This is a genomic window from Myxococcales bacterium, assembly GCA_012517325.1.
Classification (GTDB): domain Bacteria; phylum Lernaellota; class Lernaellaia; order Lernaellales; family Lernaellaceae; genus JAAYVF01.
On sequence record JAAYVF010000012.1, the window covers coordinates 37708 to 56578 of the forward strand.

14 protein-coding genes are annotated in these 18871 nt (G+C 61.1%); 5 read left to right on the top strand and 9 right to left on the bottom strand.

Annotated features, from left to right (window positions below; genetic code table 11):
- Positions 1-2: 2 nt before the first annotated feature.
- The 4 genes from GX444_02985 to GX444_03000 are packed head-to-tail and all read right to left on the bottom strand — an operon-like array spanning position 3 to position 3815.
- Positions 3-1388 carry an aminopeptidase P family protein gene (locus tag GX444_02985; protein NLH47549.1) on the bottom strand — a complete coding sequence of 462 codons (1386 nt, stop codon included), beginning with the start codon at positions 1386-1388 and terminating at the stop codon, positions 3-5.
- A 48-nt stretch (positions 1389-1436) separates the two neighbouring features.
- Entirely contained in the window at positions 1437-2471 is a 1035-nt protein-coding gene (locus tag GX444_02990; protein ID NLH47550.1) for a Gfo/Idh/MocA family oxidoreductase, read from the bottom strand.
- Between the two features lie 11 nt (positions 2472-2482).
- A complete protein-coding gene (locus tag GX444_02995; GenBank protein NLH47551.1) occupies positions 2483-2755 on the bottom strand; it encodes a hypothetical protein in 273 nt (90 codons plus the stop codon).
- 4 nt (positions 2756-2759) lie between these two features.
- Entirely contained in the window at positions 2760-3815 is a 1056-nt protein-coding gene (locus tag GX444_03000; GenBank protein NLH47552.1) for a Gfo/Idh/MocA family oxidoreductase, read from the bottom strand.
- A gap of 177 nt (positions 3816-3992) precedes the next feature.
- Between GX444_03000 and GX444_03005 the strand changes: the two genes are divergently transcribed.
- Positions 3993-5120 carry a twin-arginine translocation signal domain-containing protein gene (locus GX444_03005; GenBank protein ID NLH47553.1) on the top strand — a complete coding sequence of 376 codons (1128 nt, stop codon included), beginning with the start codon at positions 3993-3995 and terminating at the stop codon, positions 5118-5120.
- Positions 5121-5141: 21 nt separating this feature from the next.
- On the opposite strand, the gene GX444_03010 is transcribed toward GX444_03005, so the two are convergent.
- Positions 5142-5864 (bottom strand): L,D-transpeptidase, encoded by a 723-nt coding sequence (locus GX444_03010; protein ID NLH47554.1) that lies wholly within the window; start codon positions 5862-5864, stop codon positions 5142-5144.
- Between the two features lie 148 nt (positions 5865-6012).
- On the opposite strand from GX444_03010, the gene GX444_03015 reads away from it, so the two are divergent.
- From GX444_03015 to GX444_03030, 4 genes are all read left to right on the top strand, one after another.
- Entirely contained in the window at positions 6013-7410 is a 1398-nt protein-coding gene (locus GX444_03015) for a hypothetical protein (protein NLH47555.1), read from the top strand.
- Positions 7411-7457: 47 nt separating this feature from the next.
- Positions 7458-9080, top strand: a complete 1623-nt coding sequence (locus GX444_03020) for an NAD(P)/FAD-dependent oxidoreductase (GenBank protein NLH47556.1) — start codon at positions 7458-7460, stop codon at positions 9078-9080.
- The gene (locus GX444_03025) at positions 9081-9434 is read left to right on the top strand and encodes a peptide chain release factor-like protein (protein NLH47557.1); all 354 of its coding nucleotides are present in this window, start codon (positions 9081-9083) and stop codon (positions 9432-9434) included. It abuts the gene before it with no gap.
- Positions 9435-9692: 258 nt separating this feature from the next.
- Positions 9693-11168, top strand: coding sequence for a hypothetical protein (locus tag GX444_03030; protein NLH47558.1), 1476 nt, complete (start codon positions 9693-9695; stop codon positions 11166-11168).
- 76 nt (positions 11169-11244) lie between these two features.
- Here the strand turns inward: GX444_03030 and GX444_03035 are convergent, their stop codons facing one another.
- From GX444_03035 to GX444_03050, 4 genes are all read right to left on the bottom strand, one after another.
- The gene (locus GX444_03035; protein NLH47559.1) at positions 11245-12240 is read right to left on the bottom strand and encodes a carboxypeptidase regulatory-like domain-containing protein; all 996 of its coding nucleotides are present in this window, start codon (positions 12238-12240) and stop codon (positions 11245-11247) included.
- 166 nt (positions 12241-12406) lie between these two features.
- Positions 12407-16942, bottom strand: a complete 4536-nt coding sequence (locus tag GX444_03040) for a hypothetical protein (protein NLH47560.1) — start codon at positions 16940-16942, stop codon at positions 12407-12409.
- 197 nt (positions 16943-17139) lie between these two features.
- Positions 17140-17961, bottom strand: coding sequence for a DUF547 domain-containing protein (locus tag GX444_03045; protein NLH47561.1), 822 nt, complete (start codon positions 17959-17961; stop codon positions 17140-17142).
- A 135-nt stretch (positions 17962-18096) separates the two neighbouring features.
- Complete coding sequence (locus GX444_03050; GenBank protein NLH47562.1) at positions 18097-18855, bottom strand: triose-phosphate isomerase; 759 nt, start codon at positions 18853-18855, stop codon at positions 18097-18099.
- Positions 18856-18871 lie beyond the last annotated feature (16 nt).

The following is an 18871-nucleotide window of genomic DNA, read 5'->3' on the forward strand; positions in this document are numbered from 1 at the left end:
GATCAGCCGGCCATCGCCGCTTCGATCGCCGCCGGATCTTTCGGAATTCCCGGGCCGAGAACGCGGCAGCCGGTTTCCGTGACGAGAATGTCGTCCTCGATACGGATGCCGCCGAACCCGCGGTACGGCGCCAGCGCTTCATAGCGGATGAATTCCGCGTGCCGTTTTTCGGCGGCCCACGATTCGATCAAGGCCGGAATGAAATAGATCCCCGGTTCCACCGTCAGCACGAAGCCGGGTTCCAGCCGTCGCGCCAGGCGCAGGAACGACAAGCCGAATTGGGACGAGCGCGCCTCGCCGTCGGCATAACCGACCACGTCGCCCAGGTCTTCCATATCGTGCACGTCCAGCCCGAGCATGTGGCCGATGCCGTGCGGGAAAAACAGGGCGTGAGCGCCGGCCCGCACCGCTTCCTCGACCTCGCCCTGCATCAGGCCGATTTCCTTCAACCCGTTGACGGCGGTGCGCGCGGCCAGCAGGTGCAACTCGCGGTTGCTCGTCGCCGGCGACGCCGTCGCGATCACCGCCGCCTGCATGGCCAGCACGAGGCGGTAGATCGCCGCCTGCCGTTCCTGGAATTTGCCCGCGACCGGGATCGTGCGCGTGATGTCCGAGGCGTAATACAACGGCGACTCGACGCCGCTGTCGATGAGCAGCAGCTCGCCGCCGTGCAGCGTGTTGCCGTATTTGGTGTTGTGAAAAATCTCGCCGTGCACCGAGACGATCGGCAAAAACGTCTGGGCGCGTTCGTGGGACAAGGCGACGCCCTGCATCAGGCCGGCGATCTCGGCCTCGCGCCGGCCCGGCCGGGTTTCGCGCAGCGCGACCTCGTACATCAGCGCGGTGATGCGCAACGCCTCCTCGATCTGCGCAACCTCATCGGGGGTCTTGATCGACCGTTGTCGAGCGACGGCCCGAGTCAATTCGACGGACGCGCCGGCGGCGACATTTTCCGAAGCGCGCCGCAGCAGCTTGCCCAGGCGCAACGTCATTTCGGCCCGGTAGGGCGGCAGGTAATGGAGGGGCACGTTTTTCGCCGCCAGCGCCGCCAGGCGGTCAACCAGTCGCGACGGGTCTTCCGAGCGGCGAATGCCCGCCCCGGCGGCCAGGTCGGCGATCGGCGGCACCGGACCGGTCCAGACGATCGTTTCGAGATCGACGTCGACGCCGAAGAAGATTTCCTCGCCGTCCGGCAGTATCAAGAGCGCGGTATCCGGCAGGTCAATGCCCGTGTAATAGAGCAGGTGCGAATCCTGGCGGAATGGATAGGTGTTCGCCGCGTAATTGCGGGGCGCCTCGTTCAACCCGAGCAGTAAGATCGCGCCGCCGGGCACCCGGCCGCGCAACACGGCCCGCCGCTCCACGTAGGTTTGCTGGTCGATACTCATTGCCCGGACCCTCCTTTCATCGGCTCGGCAATCGTCGCCGGGGACCACTCAATCCGACAGGCGGATCGGCCGCGCCGCGCGCACGGAATCGGCGACCGCTTCGTTGACCGCCAGCGCCCGCGCCGCCTGTTCGAGCGTATGGCCGGGCTTTTCGCGGCCGCGCGCGACCGCGACGAAATGCGCGCGCATTTGCGCCAGCACCGCCGGCATCTCGTATTCGACCCGGTCGTCCCACACGGTCGTCTGACATTTCCGTTTGAGCATCAGGCGCGGCGCCTCGACCATCAGACCCGTCAGGTTGCGCACCCAGAGGATGCCGTCGGTGCCGGTGATTTCCAGCGAGTGATCCACCGGCATTACCACGCTTTGCACGGCCAGCCCCGGCGAGCAGACGGCCTCGTGAAAACCGTAGCAGCCCGCCGCCGTGAATTTGAAGGACACCATCCGGCTCGCCGGCCCGGCATAGGCGAACACCTCGGCGATCGGCCCCAGCAGGTACTCGGCGAGGGCCGCCTTATCGAACGCCGGCAGAATCAGCGGGTTGTGCGCCGGATCGGCGAAAACCGCCGGATCGCATGCTTCGCCGCGCTCGTCGCGCCCAGCGTGCGATTTCAGACGCAGCATTTGAACCTCGCCAATCCGCTCGTCGGCCAACAGCGCTTTGGCCTCGCGCACCAGCGGGTGAAAGAGCAGCGGATCGAGCACCAATGCGGCGACACCGGCGCGCCGGACGTCGGCGACGATCGCCCGCGCCTCTTCGCCGGTCGCGGCCAGCGGCTTGTGGATCGCCAGCGGCAGGCCCTTTTGACAGACCGCCGCGGCGATCTCCCGGTGCCGGCCGGCGGCGGCATGAACTTCCACCGCATCGACCGCACCGGCGGTCAGCATTTCGCGGTAATCGGCGAAGACGCCGGCGACCCGGCACGCCGCGGCAACCGCCTGAGCCGCGGCAAGATCGTCAGCGGCGACCGCCGTGACGGCGGCGTCAGCCACCTGGTCGTAAGCGCGAATGATTTGATCGGTGCAGGCGCCGACGCCGATGACGCCCACACGCAGCGGCTTGGTTTGGATCGGGTTGCCCATTTTGGCCATCCTTACCGGATCGCGCCGCGTACCACGGCCTTGAACTGGGCCGGGCGCGCCTCGCGGATCAAGCGCCGCGCCAGCAAGGACGCGGCGGGGTCTTGAAAGATTTTAATCAGGTCGCCGAGCGCCGTGACCGCCAGGTCGTCCGGTTTGCGCCGGGCGAAAAACGACCGCGCCCGCCCCAGGTTGCGAACCAGCCAGGCGTCGGAAGCGCGATTGACCACCAGCAAGGCCAGGCGATAGGCCGGCGGAGCCGCGATTTTGGCGAGGATCTTTTTCATGGCGCTACTCGTTGACCTCCGTCGGCGACAGCTCGCGCCCTTCCTTGGCGGAGCGGATCGCCGCGAAACAGAATTGCTGCACGGCCTTCGCCTGTTCGCCCGTCAGATACGGCTCGGTGTCGTCGATGATGCAATCGATGAAATGGCGGGTCGAATCGATGAAACTTTCGAGCCAGTCGGTCCGCAGATTCTCGAAGCACGTTTTCACGCCGTCGCGATACAGGATGACCGACGCTTCCTCGAGCAACCGCCCGGTGCAGCGCGTGATCCAGATGACGCCGCGCGTACCGGTGATTTCGACGCGCTCGTCGGCCGAGTAGTACTTCGATTTCACGTTGAGGTTCGGCGAAAAGGTGGCGTCGATACACCCGACGACGCCGTTGGCGGCGCGCCAGGAAACGATGGCGGGGGCGTCGATGAGCGCGAACGAGCGGTCGATCCAGGCGAAGACCTTCTCGACCGGGCCGCCATAAAACAGGCCGATCGAAAACTTGTGGTAGCCGTCGTCGAAAATCGACGGGCCGCCGCCCTTGTCGGTCTCGGCCAGCCGCCAAAGCCAGGTGTTGAGCGGCACGTACCAGCCGCCGGTGCCGCCGGAGCCCAGGCGAATGCGGATCGACTGCACCGGACCGATCTCGCCCGCGTCGATCAGTTCCTTAGCTTTGCGGTACGGCGGGTAGAAGACGAAATTCTCGATCACCTTGAATTTGACGCCGGCTTTCCGGGTCGCCGCGATCATCTCGTCGCATTCGCGGATGTTCATGCCCATCGGCTTCTGCAACTGGATGTGCTTTCCCGCCGCCGCGGCCGCCAGCACCATCGGGTGATGCAGGTGGTGCGGCGTGTTGATTTCGACCATGTCGATTTCCGGGTCTGCCAGCACCTCTCGGTAATCGGTCGCCCACTTGCGCGCGCCCCATTCGGCCTGGCGCTTGCGAGCCGTCTCAGGCGTGGCGGCGCAGACCGTCACCAGTTCCGCCTTGGGATAATCGCGATAGGCCGGGTAATGCAAATCGGTGATTCGCCCCGCGCCGATCATGCCGACTCGTACCTTGTCCACGATAGCCTCGTTGGTTTGAGTAGGCGTTCATTATGGGAACCCCGCGCCGAGGCGTCAACCAAACGGGTGCCGTCAAACGGGTGCTGTCCTTGACAGCCCGCCGCCGCGTGCCATAAGGAGGCGAAAGCAATTTTTTGCGGTCGCTCGCCGAGGCGGCCGAGGGATGGGAGGCCGTTCATGATGCGCCGGTCTTTTCTGCAAACCATGGCCGCCGGCGGCGCCGCCCTCGCCGCCGGTTCGCTGCTGCCCGGCTGCGGCGGCCTGACCCGCGCCATGCTGCCGCCCGTCGCCGCCGATCTCGCGTCGCCGCCGGGCCTTTCCGCCGCGACGCTGCGGATTCTGCGCGACGCCTCGCTGGCGCCGTCCGGCCACAATACGCAGCCCTGGCGAGTGCTCGTATATAACGAAACGCACTGGACGCTGTCGCTCGACCCAACGCGCCTGCTGCCCGCCGTCGATCCGGCCAATCGCGAAGCCCTGCTGTCGCTCGGCGCTTTTCTGGAAAACCTCGCGCAGAGCGCCGCACTGAACGGCTACGACGCGCGGTTCGAGGTGCAGAGCGCCGATCCACTCGCGATGGATCTGGTGCGCATCGACCTGGCGCCGCGAACGCCGGCGGCCGGCGCGGCGGACCGGTTCGCTTCCCGCCGTGTGGTGAAGACCGGCCTGCGCGCGGTTGAATTGAAAAGCGCCGACGCGGATCCGCTGCAAAATACGTGGCCCGATCACCTGTTCTACTTTCCGCGCGGCTCGCAGCACGCCCGTTGCATCGCCGAGGAAACCATCGAAGCGATGCGCCGCCAATGCGCTCGCGACGAGGCACAGGCGGAACTCGCCAAATGGATCCGCTTCACGCCCGCCGCGATCGAAAAAAACCGCGACGGTCTGACGACCGAGGGCATGGAAATTCAAGGTTTTGCCGGCTGGTATGTGCGTCGCTATTACGACGCCGCGACGGTGATGAGCCCGTCGTTCCGCGCGCAAACTATCGACAAGACCGCCGCCCAGGCGGAGGAAGGCGGCGGCTGGCTGATCGTGCGCGGCGACGGCAATTCGGTCACCGAAATACTGGACGCCGGCCGTCACTTTGAAAGATTGTTTTTAATGCTCCGCGAGCGAAAGATCGCCATCCACCCGATGACGCAGATCCTCGAGGAAGCATCATCGCGAGAACGGGTCGTCGCCGACCACGGGCCGGACCACGGCTTTCAACTCTGCTTGCGAATCGGCTACGTGCGGCGTTACCCCGACCCGGTCAGCCCGCGCCGGCCGGTCGGCTGGTTTGTGGAAGTGAACGAAAAGTGATCCGGTGAAAACGGAATCGCGTCACCAGACGATCTCGACCTCGTCGCCGAGCCGCGCGAACTCGTAGACCTCGTCCATCATCTCGTCATTGAGGGTGACGCAGCCGCGGGTCCAGTTGAGCACGACCGGACTCCCGTCCTCTTTATAAAAAGTCTTGCCGCCCCAGACGCCGTGCCCGTGAATGCAGATGTCGCCGCCGGGGCCTTTTGTCAGCGGAATTCCCAGGCGACGGGCGCGCTCGATTTTTTCCCGCGATGCCGCGTTCGGGTAGTCGAGGCACAGCGAGAGGTGGCTGGCAGACGGGTGTTTGGCGACGATGCGGAAGCGGCCTTCGGGAGTGGCGCGGTCGCCTTCCTGCAGTTTGTCGTTGATCGGGTTGCGGCCCAGGCCGACCGGAAAAGTCCCGACGACCTTGCCGCCGGCGATCAGTTCCAGACGGTGGCTTTGCTTGCCGATGCGCAGGCTTCGCGGCGCCTTTTGCCCGATGCCCAGCGCTTTCATCCGTTCGGTCCAAGGCGGCTGGTCGACCGGCAGTTCGACCGTCAGCGGGGCTTCGCGCCGGCCCTCCAGTTGCCGCCGGGCGGGCGAGCGATCGATGCGCGGCCGCTTCTTTTTGTAGCGCGTCTTGACGATCGCCCTGACCAGGCACGGATCGGCCGTCGGCGTCGATTCGGGCCAGGCCGAAAACGCCAGCGCCAGGATCAGCCCGGCCAGCACCATGAAAAAACCCCGCCGCATTTTCATCGTCGTTGTCCGCCACCGTCGGTTCGCTTCATTGTAGCGGCGAAATCGTGGGCGGCAACGCGGCACGCCCGGCCCTCTTTTTTTTGCGCGGCAAACACGCAACAATGGCCGCGACAAACACTCAGCCGATCAACAAAGAAAGCAAAACATGACCTCGCGGCCGCTCTATCTTTTTCTGCTATCCCTGGTCGTGACGATTGCCGTCCTGAACGGCCAGCGCAGCGTGTATTGGCGGCCCTACGACGACAACCCGCAGGAGTCGCTCGCTTCGTTTCATGCTCACGGTTTCGCGCTGGCCAACCAGGCCGGCGGCATCCGCAACCCGTTCGTCGCGCGTCATTTCGACGCGGCCAACGGCACGGTCGTCCCTTACAACCACTGGCCCAACGGCTTCTTCGCCCTATTTTCCCTGGTGATCCGCGCCGCCGGCAACACCGAAACCGTCGGCCGCACATTCGCCCTGCTGCTGAATCTGCTGGGCGCGTATCTGCTGGCCTGGGCGTTTCGCGACCGCTTCGGGTTCGTATTTTTCGGCGTGCCCCTGCTCCTGGCCCTGCCTATCGGCCGGGCGGCGATGCCGTTCGTCTTCGTCGACGCCGCCCTCTTCTGCTGGCTCGGCTTCCTGGCTCTGGCCGTCGCCGCCGGCGAACCAGAGAAATACCGGCGGGCCGGCCGCATCCTGTTTCGCCTGACCGCCGTCCTCGCGCCCTTCTTTTGCCAACTGATCGCCCCGTTTTTACTGGCCGGAGCGGTTGCGCGCTACGCCTTTCACCGCCGCTGCCGCGAGTTCATCGCGGATGTAGCGATCGCCTCGGCGGCCGTGGCCGTTTTGTTACTGCTGCTGGCCTGGACCGATCGCGGGCTGCTGGCGGGCGGCCGCGAACTGGTGACGCAATTCCTGCACCGCTCGAATCTGTCGCTGCGCTACGACGAATCGGTCGGCTGGCTCGAACTGAGCCGCCGCCTGTTCGACCATCTGTGGAAAAACCTCGGCTCGCTGACGGCACTGTTGCCCGGGCTCTGGCTCGGCCTGGTCGTTCGGAAAAAGAGCGTCGCCGTCTGGCTGCCCGCGGCGCTCGCCTATTCGTTGCTGCTGCGTAATTACGTCGGCATTCACATTTTCGCCAACCTGCCCTTGCTGGCGATCGCGCTGTTCACCGGGTTCAGCGGTCTGTGCCTGCTGGTGGAAACGGAGCTGATCCGCGGCGACGCGCGGCCGTTGGTACGCCGGCTGATCGCCTACCCGACGATCGCGCTGCTGTTGCTCGTTCCTCTCGCCGTCGGGGGCCGCGACTATTACCGGCTCGATTCCGCCATCGCCGGGCAGCGGCTCGCCTACCGCGCCCTGGCGCCGGCGATCGATCGTTCCGCGGCCAACGCCTTCGTCGTTCCCGGCAACGACGACTGGCGGATGATTCAGTTTTATTGCGGCGAACGCCTGGCGCGCGGCATTCGCGCCCACGAACCGCGGCGGCTCGGCGTGATCGATTTGCCGAATAAAACCTTGACCGTCGCGCCGGTTTTGCCGGTTCAATCCGCGAATTGAATTGTTTATACTGCGCGGGCCAACCGCGTGGGAGGATGGACAACGAGATGCCGCAACCCGGGCAGCCAGCTATTGCCGTCATCATCGGCGCCGGACCGGCGGGCCTGACCGCCGCTTACGAATTGCTCGACCAAACCGAGATCAAGCCGCTCGTTCTCGAGGCGTCCGGCGACTTGGGCGGGCTTTCGAAAACGGTCGAATACCACGGCAACCGGATCGACATCGGCGGGCACCGCTTTTTCTCCAAGTCCGACGCGGTCATGCGCTGGTGGCAAAACCTGCTGCCGTTGCAGGGCGCACCCGCGGTCGACGACCGGCTGCTCGGCCGAAACATTCCGCTTGCCGGGTCGGCCACGCAACGGCCGCTGGGTGCCGCACAGGCCGTGACGACGCCCGCTCCCGATCCCGAGCAAACCGATCGGGTCATGCTCTGGCGCGGCCGGGTTTCGCGGATTCTGTTTCTGCGGAAATTGTTTCAATACCCGGTCACGCTCAGCCCCGACACCTTGCTGAAAATGGGCCTCTTCCGAACGTTCAAGGTCGGGATGAGCTACCTTGCCTCGCGCCTGCGCCCCATCCGCCCGGAAAAATCGCTTGAAGATTTTTTCATCAACCGCTTCGGCCAGGAGTTGTACCGGACCTTTTTTCAGTCGTACACCGAAAAAGTCTGGGGTGTTCCCTGCCGGCGGATCGGGCCCGATTGGGGCGCGCAGCGCGTGAAAGGGCTGTCGCTTTTCGGCGCGATCGGCCATGCGCTCAAACGGATCTTTCGCCGCGACCGGTCGCTGGCCCAAAAGCACACCGAAACCTCGCTGATCGACCAGTTCCTGTATCCGAAATTCGGCCCGGGGCAGATGTGGGAGGAAGTCGGTCGCGCCGTACAGGGCGCCGGGGGGGAAATCCGCCTACATTGCCAGGTCGTCGGGCTGCGGCTGGAGCAAGGAAAAATGGTCGCGGCGCGCGTACGCGACCGCCGTACCGGCGCGGAGACCGACGTGCCGGGTGATTATTTCTTCAGCTCGATGCCCCTGGCCGAATTGATCGGCCAAATGGACGGCGAAGTGCCGCCGGCGGTGCGGGAAGTGGCCGCGGGGTTGCAATACCGCGATTTCCTGACGGTCGGCGTCCTGTTGAATCGCCTGCTGCTGAAAAACGATTCCGCGACGCCGACGCTCAACAACCTGGTGCCCGACAACTGGATGTACATCCAGGACGGCGATGTCGTGATGGGCCGCCTGCAAATCTTCAATAACTGGAGCCCCTACCTGGTCAAGGATCCGCAAACGGTCTGGTTGGGGGTCGAATACTTCTGCAACGAGGGCGACAGCCTCTGGACCCGGCCCGACGACGAGATGGCGGCGCAGGCGGTGCGCGAACTGGCGAGTCTGGGCATCGTCGACCCGGCCGACGTGCTCGACCGTGTCGTGATCCGGATGCCCAAGGCCTACCCGGCCTATTTCGGCACCTGGAAGCGGTTGGCGGAGATTCGCCGGTTCACCGACGCGATCCCCAACCTGTTTCTCATCGGGCGCAACGGCATGCACAAGTACAACAACCAGGATCACTCGATGCTCACCGCGATGGCCGCTGTGGAGTGCTTGCGGAGCGGCGGAACCAAGGACAAAATCTGGGATGTGAACACCGAGGAAGAGTATCACGAGGAGAAGTAAGTGGAGACGAAGAGCGAGCGCTTCGCCGTGGACCGCGAAACGCTGGAACGCGAATGCGAGGTCGAATTTTTACGGGCCAGCGGCCCGGGCGGCCAGCGGCGCAACAAAAAAGAAACCGGCGTACGGCTGCATCATCCGCCGTCCGGCCTCACCATCATGGCGGTCGAGCGGCGCGTGCAATCGCAGAACCTCGACGTGGCCTACGAACGGCTGATCGAAAAATTGATCGCCCGCAATACCCCTCCGAAGAAACGCATCCGCACTAAAACACCCCGACGGACGAAGGAAGAACGATTGGCGGAGAAGAAAATCCGTTCGGAAAAGAAGCAATTGCGCTCTTCTCCAAAAGATTAGCCCTTCATTTACAATATATTAGCCAGAATATAGAGTATTTACTTTATATATGTGTGTCAACAAATTGAATAATAAACTATATTCAATAATTCATATATATATTTATATTTTTTTAAAGAATTTAATGACAACTCAAAAAACGCGTATTATATTCAATTGACGCATCATTGAAGTGTGCGCCAAGAAAATCGTATCGAGAAGAATATGACTTATTTTCCAATACTTTATTCAATCAACCGAAAAAGAAAGGTACAGGCCATGAGAAAAATTGGCATTTTTGCGACCAGTTTGCTGTTCCTGCTGACCCTGTCTTCCCTTGCCATGGCGACGAACGGCATGGAAACGACCGCCTCGGGCGCGCGCGCCGCCGGCATGGGCGGCGTCGATCTGGCCATCGCCCTGGATACCACCGCCATCAACACCAATCCGGCCGGCTTGACGCAACTGATGGGCAGTCGCATCGATTTCGGCTCCGGCCTGCTCATTCCTTCGCTGCATTTTAAAAACGACCTGAACGATGAAGATGGCAAGACGCAGTTCTTCCCCATGCCCGAACTGTCGTATGCCTATCGCTTCCATGAAATTCCCCTCGCCCTCGGTTTGGGCATTTTCGCCCAAGGCGGCATGGGCGCCGACTTCAAGTTGGAGCATCCGCTGCTCGGCAAGGACACCAAATATTTTTCCAACATCGCCTATATGAAGATCGCGCCCGCGGCGGCGATCCAGCCGGTCGATTGGTTCGGCGTCGGCCTGGCCCTGAACATCGGCTACGCCTCGATGGGCATGGAAATGCCCTATACCGTCTCGCCTTCATTGCTCAAGGGCGTCACCGATCCGTCGACCGGAATGACCTTCGGCGACATGTTCTCCGCCCCCAGTGCCTCGGGCGGCCTGGGATATGATGAACTGGTGGCCAAAGCCAAATTGGAGGACGCGACCGCCTGGGGCTTCGGCGCCAAGCTGGGAATGATGTTCACCCCGCTGAAGGGTTGGAACATCGGCGTGGCCTACACCACCAAGAGCACGCTCAACTTCTCCGGCACGATGAAAATGGACATGTCGGCGCAGTTCAACGACGCCTTCGGCCGCATGGTGCAGGGCGCGATGGCGCAAGGTTTGTCGCAAGAAGCCGCGATGCAAGCCGTCGCTCAGCAATTGGGCCAGTTGGGCATCGACACGACCCAGGGCATGAAGGGCGAATACGATGCCGAGATCAAGTTCGCCTGGCCGCAAAAGGCGGGCCTGGGCATGTCGTTCAACTTCTACCAGCCGTTGCTGGTCGGCTTCGACGTCACCTGGATCAACTGGTCCGACACCATGGAGAATTTCGACGTCACCCTGAAGAACGGCGACAACGCCAACATCAACCGCTTGGTCGGCGGCAAGGAAATCAAGGACAAGATGCCGCTGGAGTGGAGCGACCAATACGTGGTGGCGGTCGGCGTGCAGTACGAATTCATCAAGGATCTGTTCGGCCGCGTCGGCTACAACTACGGCAAGAATCCGGTGCCCGCCGACACCGTGTTTCCGATTTTCCCGGCGATCGTCGAACACCACATCTCGGGCGGTCTGGGCTACCAGTATAAATTCTTCGGCGTCAACGCCGCTTACGAATACGCCGTGCCCAACACGCAAAAAGCCGACGACACCCACCAGATCGCCAGCGAATACGCCGGCAGCGAATCGACCCTCGGCGAGTCGACCGCCAACCTGATGCTGTCGTTCGTTTTCTAGGATTCGTTGCATCGAACCAGCCGCGAGGCGGTCCGCTTCGCGGCTTTTTTTATTTCCGGAGGAAGAACGGCCGCTGTCAGGGCGCGATGATTTCCATCAAACCATAAGGCGGCGAAGCGTTGACCAACACTCCCGGGCGGCATTTGATCGTCGCCGGCGCGAATTCCATCCCTTCCTTTTCGGCCGACAGCACGTATTCGCCGGGCGGCACGTTGATGAAAACCGCGCCGCCGTCATCGGTGGTTTCGGTCAGGCCGCGCACCGGGATGTCGATCGGCGGCAGGTTGGGCAGATCGATATACATGAAATAGAACGGACCGTGCGAGTCGTCGAGGGGCGGATCGATCGATACCACGGCGCCCTCGATACCCGGCGAGAACGGGTTGCCGCCGGCCGGCGAAACCGTCAAGGCAATTTGACACATCTCCGGATCGAGCGGCGTCAGCAGGACCAGCGCCAGCGCCCAGACGATGGCACGCGGCGGCGCCTGGAAGGTGAGGTCCGCAACCCCCGTTTCCGGCACGATAACCGTCGCGGTCTGCGTGGGAAAGATCGAATCCGCGTTCAGTAATAGCGTCAATTCATCGTAAGCGTGAACCGCATCGATGAAAAAATACCCGGATTCGTCGGTGTAGACCGCCGGCAGGTCCGGACGCTCCACGACCGTGATTTCAGCGCCGTTCAACATGCTGAAAGAAGGATCGAACCGATAGGCATACCCCGCCGCGCTGGTCATAATCGGCGGAGCGGTGTCGTCGTCGTTATCGTCATTGTCGTTGTCGTTGTTGTCGTCGTTATCGTCATTGTCGTTGTCATTGTCATCGTTATTGTCATCGTCGTTGTCGTCGTCGTCATCGTCGTCGTCATCATCGTCGTCGTCGTCATCGTCGTCGTCGTCATCATCATCCGGGTCGAGTGAGGAATCGTCGTCCGCATCCGGCGACTCGTCGTCGGTGACGGAATGATTCTCATCGTCGTTGGACCCGGTATTGGAGGAATCATTTTCTCCATCGCAAGCCAAAGCGAGGGCGAAGGAGGCTAAAAGGAACAAACCCAAACATCGAAAAACCATTCGTTGCGCCAAACTCATCCCTCCGTGGCCGGCGTACCCGGCCCCCGATCGTTGGTCCGGGTTTTAAAACAGGCGCCGGCGGATCTGTCAATGATGGATGTGGGGGTCAGCCCCCTGGAAAATGATAAAAAAAGGGCGCGCCGAAGCGCGCCCGGGCGGATTCAGTTTACCATTCTTTCGGCGGAACGAACCAAATATCGCCGAACAGCCCGATGAAGTCCATGGTCGATCCCAGATACGCCAGCGTATTCAAGGCGATCACGTACTCATCGCCGCTGATGACGAAGTTCGGGAAGGAGAAGCCGCTGATCGCATCGTTGATGATCGGCAGCAAGAAGGACACCAGGATCGGTCCGATGCCTTCAAACAGGTTCTCCGGCAAGGCCAGCGGATTGTCCACGGTATCGACGTAGACCGTCGGCGTACCGAAGGACACATCCAACGTACCGTCGGAGCCGTTGTGAGAGATGATGGTCGGAATCTTGGTCGAGACCGCGAGATTCAAAACCGTCTCGGGATCACCGTCGACATCGGTCGTCAGGTACATGAACATGTCGCCGATCTGCACGCTGGTCGTCAAAGTGCCGGCTTTGCTTGCATTGACCTTGATGACCGGCGGTAATTGCGGCCGAATCTTCAGGTCGAGATAAACCGGATTGGAACCGACCTGGTAGTAATCGCAGATGTCCGGGAACAGCGTGTAGAACGGAGCCGCACACGCGTTGAGCGCATCCGGCATATCCAGATGGAGCATGCCGGCCCGGTACACCTGGTAGAGAAGTTGGTTGAACATATCGTCGTTCAGCCCAAAGCTGATGCCGAACGGGAAGCCGTCCGGATGCACGCCGAGGTTCGGGAGGTTGCCTCCGGTGCGCAGCGATCCGTTGAACGGCCTGACCGCCGGATTGATCGTGCCGACCATGGTTCGACCGTTCATCCAAATCGACGTACCGCCGTTGGACGGGATGATACTGGCCGGCTGGCCGGCAAAGTTGAATTCAACAACTTGATGATTGACCGGATTTTCAACCGGGATGCTGAACGACATCGGCAGGCTGTTGAAGACGTCCTGAATCAGCGGCGGAATCGCGGCATCCAACTGACCCTCGATCACCCATTCGATGACTTCCCGGACAACGTCTTCGAACCAGTTGATCAGTTCATCGGGGAAGTTGTCGATATGGAAGTTGAAGGTGCCGATATTGAAGTTGAACGGCGACATACTGACGATGATTTGATGGGTCGTCGGATTGACGCTCAGGGTCGCGACGCTGCTCGCCGAGACGTTCTGGACCGTCACGTCGCCGCTGATGGTGAAGTAGAACTTGTCGCCGTCGGCATTCTTGGAAAAGATGCCGCAACGGATATCAAAGTAGACTTTCAACCATTCGATACCCGCGGTCACGTTGATCGGTCCGGCCGCGGTCGGCGACATCGTAACCCAAGGCGTGGAGAATTCGACGTCCGTCACGGTCGCCCTGGCGCTGGCGATCGTCACGCCCCAGGCTTCGGCCCGTTCGTCGAAGATCGGGTTCTGCGCCATGATGATTTGCTTGATATTGATGTCTTCCAGATACGACCCGATGATGGTGGTCAGTTCGTTGTAACCCGTGCTGTTGAGGTGCAAGCCCAGGGCGTTCTGGATCCACGAATCGTTGGGCCACTCGGCGTACGCCGCCAGCACGCTGGTCGAAGCGCGCGCGATATTGCCCTCGTTATCTTCCACTTCGACCCAGATGATATTGAGGCCCGGTTGGAGCCAAATGCGTTCGGGGCCGAAATCGCCGGTACTGCCGTTGTAATAAATCTCCGTCCCGTTCAACCGGACCGTGGTTCCCGGTTCCATCAATCCAACGTCGTAAATGTACCCCGTCACATCGGTGTACAGATCGGTGTTGGTGTAATAAGCCCGTTGCGGATTGGTGATCACAATTCCGGGGAAAGTCTCGTCGATGACTTCGACCAGCACGGCATCCGTCAGCGCCGGATGGTCGGACGAGTGGCCGGTAATGGTGTAGATCCCTTCCGCATTGAAGGTGATGGTATCGCCGTAAATCGTCGCGTTCGGGAACACCGTATAATAGTAAGGTTCGTCGGGTAGGACGTTGCCGCTGGCATCAACGATTTCCACCGAGCAATTTACGGATTCGCCGACGTTTACCGTCGGCAAATCGCAATAGAGGTTCAGCGCGTACGGAGCGCCCGGATTCACCAGTACCATCGCCGTGGCGTAAACATCGGTGCCCAACACGTTGCCGGTGATCGTCACCAGGCCGGCGGCGGACAGGGTGATGACGTTGCCGTTGATGACGGCGCCGTAAGGCGGATCGACCGAATAACCGACCTGCATGTAGGTGATTTCGTTGCCGTTGCCGTCCCGAACGTGCGGCGTGACGATGACGCTCTGGCCGATGGTGATCTCGTCCGGATCGACATCCAGCGTCAGGCTGACCGCCTGCGATGAGTTGACGAAGACGTAATTGCTCGCCTCGATGTGGCCGTAGCTGCCGTATTCGGTGCTTACCGACACCAGGAACAAGCCGGGGTTGTAGAAATAGATCCGCGATCCATTGATGACCGTGCCGGTCGCCGGGTTGGTCAGGATGGTGATCGGAACGGTTTGCGGTTCGCCGTTTTCATCGTAGAAGGTGTAATACACGTCGACGTATTGACCGGTATTGATGACCGTGCGGCTCAGGGTCATTTCAATGTGCGGCTGGATCAGCTCGACCTCGAAATACGAGGTGACCTCGGCCACATCGCCCTTCGAGGATTGGGCCCGGAACGTCATGGCATGGCTGCCTTCGGAGACGTTTTCCATGGCCCCCAGGATATTGCCGCCGTAAATGCTGAGGTAGCCGCTGATGTCCAATTCGTCCAAGGTGACCGTGACGGAGCAATTGGAGCAATTGCCGTAATCGGCGTCGACGTCGATCGTGGTGGAATAGAACAAATCGCCGGTCTGCGGCGTATTGACGCGCACCCACGGCTTGTTGATCAGGAAGGTGGCGTGCGCCGAAGCGGAGCCGGCGGCGTTGGACGCCTCCACCAGCACGGTGTGCGAGCCGCCCGTCGCCGCGTTGAGTTGGCCGGAAATGATGGTGGTGGTCACGGTCAGGATGCCGGTGATCGGCACGTCGTCGAGGTAAACGGCGACGTTATCCGCGTTATCCACGCGGTCCAGGTCGACGTCGATATCGATCACGTAGGTATTGTAGGTGCCGCCGTTGAGCGGCGAATGGATCGTGATGATCGGAACGGCCGGGATGCATTCGTCGTTTGCTTCGACGCATTCCTCGAGATCGTTGCAGGGATCGCCGGTGTGCGAGCAGGCGTTGAGATCCTCGTCGCAGAACTCGTCGCCGGTGCACCACAGATTATCGGTCGGGCAGGAAGGCGCGTTGCGGTGCCCGCAGGAATCGCTGTTCTCGTTGCAGAACTCCGTGCCGTTGCAGTAGAGCGTGTCGTCCGGGCAACTGGGCACGTTGCGCACGTCGCAACGATCGACGGTTTCGTTGCAATATTCCTCGCCGTCGCAATACAGGTTGTTGCTCGGGCAACTGGGAACATTGCGGGTTTTGCATTGATCGGCCAATTCGTCGCAGTATTCCTCGCCGTTGCAGTAGAGGGTATCGGACGGGCAAGGATTACCGGCATGGACCGAGCAGGTGCCGCCCAGGCAACTATCGGCGCCGTTGCAGAAGGTCCCGTCGCCGCAGGTATTGCCGTCGTTATCGGTCCAGTCGAGATCGTTTTCGGACACATCGCAAATCAGGCAAGCGTTGAAGGGATCGACGGTTCCGTCGTCGTAACAGACGGCGCCCCCGATCAGGCAGCCCTCACAGGTATCGCCGCATTCGTCATTGGCCTCGTCGCAGATCTGCAGAACACCGCAGGGAAAGCCCGTCGTTTCGCATTCCTCATCAAGGCCGTTGCAGCTTTCCTCGCCATTGCAGAATTGACCGTCGTCCGGGCAGGGATCGCCGGTGTGATCGCAGGCGTCGTCCGTTTCGTTGCAGAATTCATCGCCGTTGCACCAGTCGCCGTCGTCCGCGCAATCCGGCTCGTTGACGACCTGACAGCCGTTGACCTCGTCGCAGGTTTCCTCGCCGTTGCAGAACAAGCCGTCGTTCGGGCACGGCGACCCATCGTGTACTGTGCAATTGCCGGCGGCGCAGAAATCGTCGCCGTTGCAGACGAGGCCGTCATCGCACAACGCGCCGTTATGATAGGACCAGGAATCGGTCGATTGGGTGATGTCGCAGATCAGGCAGATATTGTCCGGATTGGTTTGGCTGTCCGCGTAGCATTCGCCGTCGATGTTGCAATCGCACGGCGTATTGTCATCGTTATCGTCGTTATCGTCGTTGTCGTCGTTGTCGTCGTTATCGTCGTTGTCGTCATCATCGTCGTCATCGTCGTCATCATCGTCGTCGTCATCGTCGTCGTCATCGTCGCCGGTGTCGTTGTCGTCATCATCGTCACCGGAATCGTCGTCCCCGGCGTCGTCGTCGCCGGCGTCATCGTCGCCGGCATCGTCATCATTGCCCCCGCCGTTATCGTCGTCGCCGGGCAACGGGGTTTCGCCGCCTTCTGTCCGATCGGTAAAATCAGCTTGTTTCTCGGAACCGCCGCAGCCGGTCATCCCGACGGCAACCAACATGGCGATTAACAGGACTACCACGACATAATGACGTTTCATTGCTGATCTCCCCATAAGAAAGCTACACGCATCCCATTGGTTACCCTATCCGGTTCAAAATCAGAAGTCAAATGTCCGGCGGCGATTCAATCAAAAATAATCAGTTTCATTTATCCGGGATTTGTCCGTTTGAGGGTCAACGCCAATCAAGCCTGCCGGGAATGAAAACTCGGCAACCACTCGCGAGCGGCGTCGGGTCATTGCGGGGAACGAATATTGAGATTCTGATCAAACGGCAGATTTTGCAAAGAAAAATCGCCGGAATAGAGAAGCGTTTTGATTTGTTTGTCGGTCCCGTGCGCCAGGTACAATTTTGCCGCGATGATTTCGTAATCGGTGTGACCCATGAATTCCCCGCGGCGGAAGTAATCGCGTTCCAAAATTTTCATGTTTTGGTGCAGATAACTGGAAACGCTGATCTGGTGCTGCTCGGGACTGGCCTGAAAGTTGATGGGATTGGCCAGCCAAAAACCGACGGCCTGACTCATTTGTCCGCGTACGCGGTCCCCGGTATAGGCTTCAGATAACTGAACCCCACCGCCCTTCACCCCTCGATTGATCGCAAAGATCCACAAGTCATTGTTCAATTTGCGGACCTGCATGAATTCCATGGTATTCAGGTCCTGTTTGCCGTAGGGGGTGTTCCATTTGTAGTTCGTCCACAAACCGGGGATTTGACGCGGGCTGACATTGCCGCTCTCATCGGGCTTGAGCGGCATGTTGCGGCTGACCGCGTCGAGCAGGCAGGCGTTATAGAAATTGAGCCAATAGGCCAGTTTCTGATCGAGGGTCCAGTTGACGATTTCATCGGCGGAAACAGATCCGAGGTCATCCAGATACTTTTCCAACGGACCGCGCGCCTGGGACAGGCTTTGGTAATCCACCAGCCCGTCCTTCACGTAGGCGCGCAGAATTTTCGTGAACTGGGTGTGCTGATGATCGAACGGTTCGCCAGCCGCCACTGGTAACGCCAGGAGAATGATCCCCGCCAGAACCGCCCACAACGCATGTTTGCTCATCGCTGTCTCCCCGCCTTCCGGCGCCCCGGTTCGCATCGGTAGCACGGCTAACAAAAAATCCGGCGGCTGACAAGTGGATAAATCAAAACGGCGGCGAATCGGTCATCCGCCGCCGTTTTGAATTTTTCGGCCGTATTAGGACAAAAATTTCACGATCCGGGCGAACCCGTCGGCCTTGAGCGCCGCCCCGCCGACCAATGCGCCGTCGATATCGGGTTTCGCCATCAGTTCGTCGACGTTGTCGGGTTTCACCGAGCCGCCGTACTGAATCCGCGTCGCCTCGGCACGCGCCGGGCCGAAAGCCTCGGCCAGCCGGCCGCGAATGAAAGCGTGCACTTCCTGGGCCTGTTCGGGGGTCGCCGTCTTGCCGGTGCCGATCGCCCAAACGGGTTCGTAGGCGATGACCAGGGTTGCCAATTCGTCGGCGTTGAATCCCGCCAGCCCTTCGGCCAATTGCGTTTCGACCACCTGGAAGGTCCGGTTCGCCTCGCGCTGTTCGAGCGTTTCGCCGAGGCAATAAATCGGGGTCAAACCGGCCACCAAAGCCGCTTGAATCTTCGCCCGACAACTCTGATTGGTCTCGCCGAAGTACTGCCGCCGTTCGCTGTGTCCGATCGTCACGTACTGGCAGCCGGCGTCCTTGATCATCGGCATCGAAATTTCGCCGGTAAAAGCGCCCTTCGGCTCCCAATGGCCGTTTTGCGCGCCCAGGCCGATCCGCGTTCCGGCAATCGCGCCGTGCACCGCGGCCAGTGCCGTGAAAGGCGGAATGAGCACCACGTCGCGATCGGTGAGCTCGCCGACTTCCTTGGCCAAAGCGCCGGCGAGTTGGATCGCTTCGCCGGTCAGCATATGCATTTTCCAGTTTCCCGCTAAAATAGGTCTGCGCGTCATGCTGTTTTCCTCTATC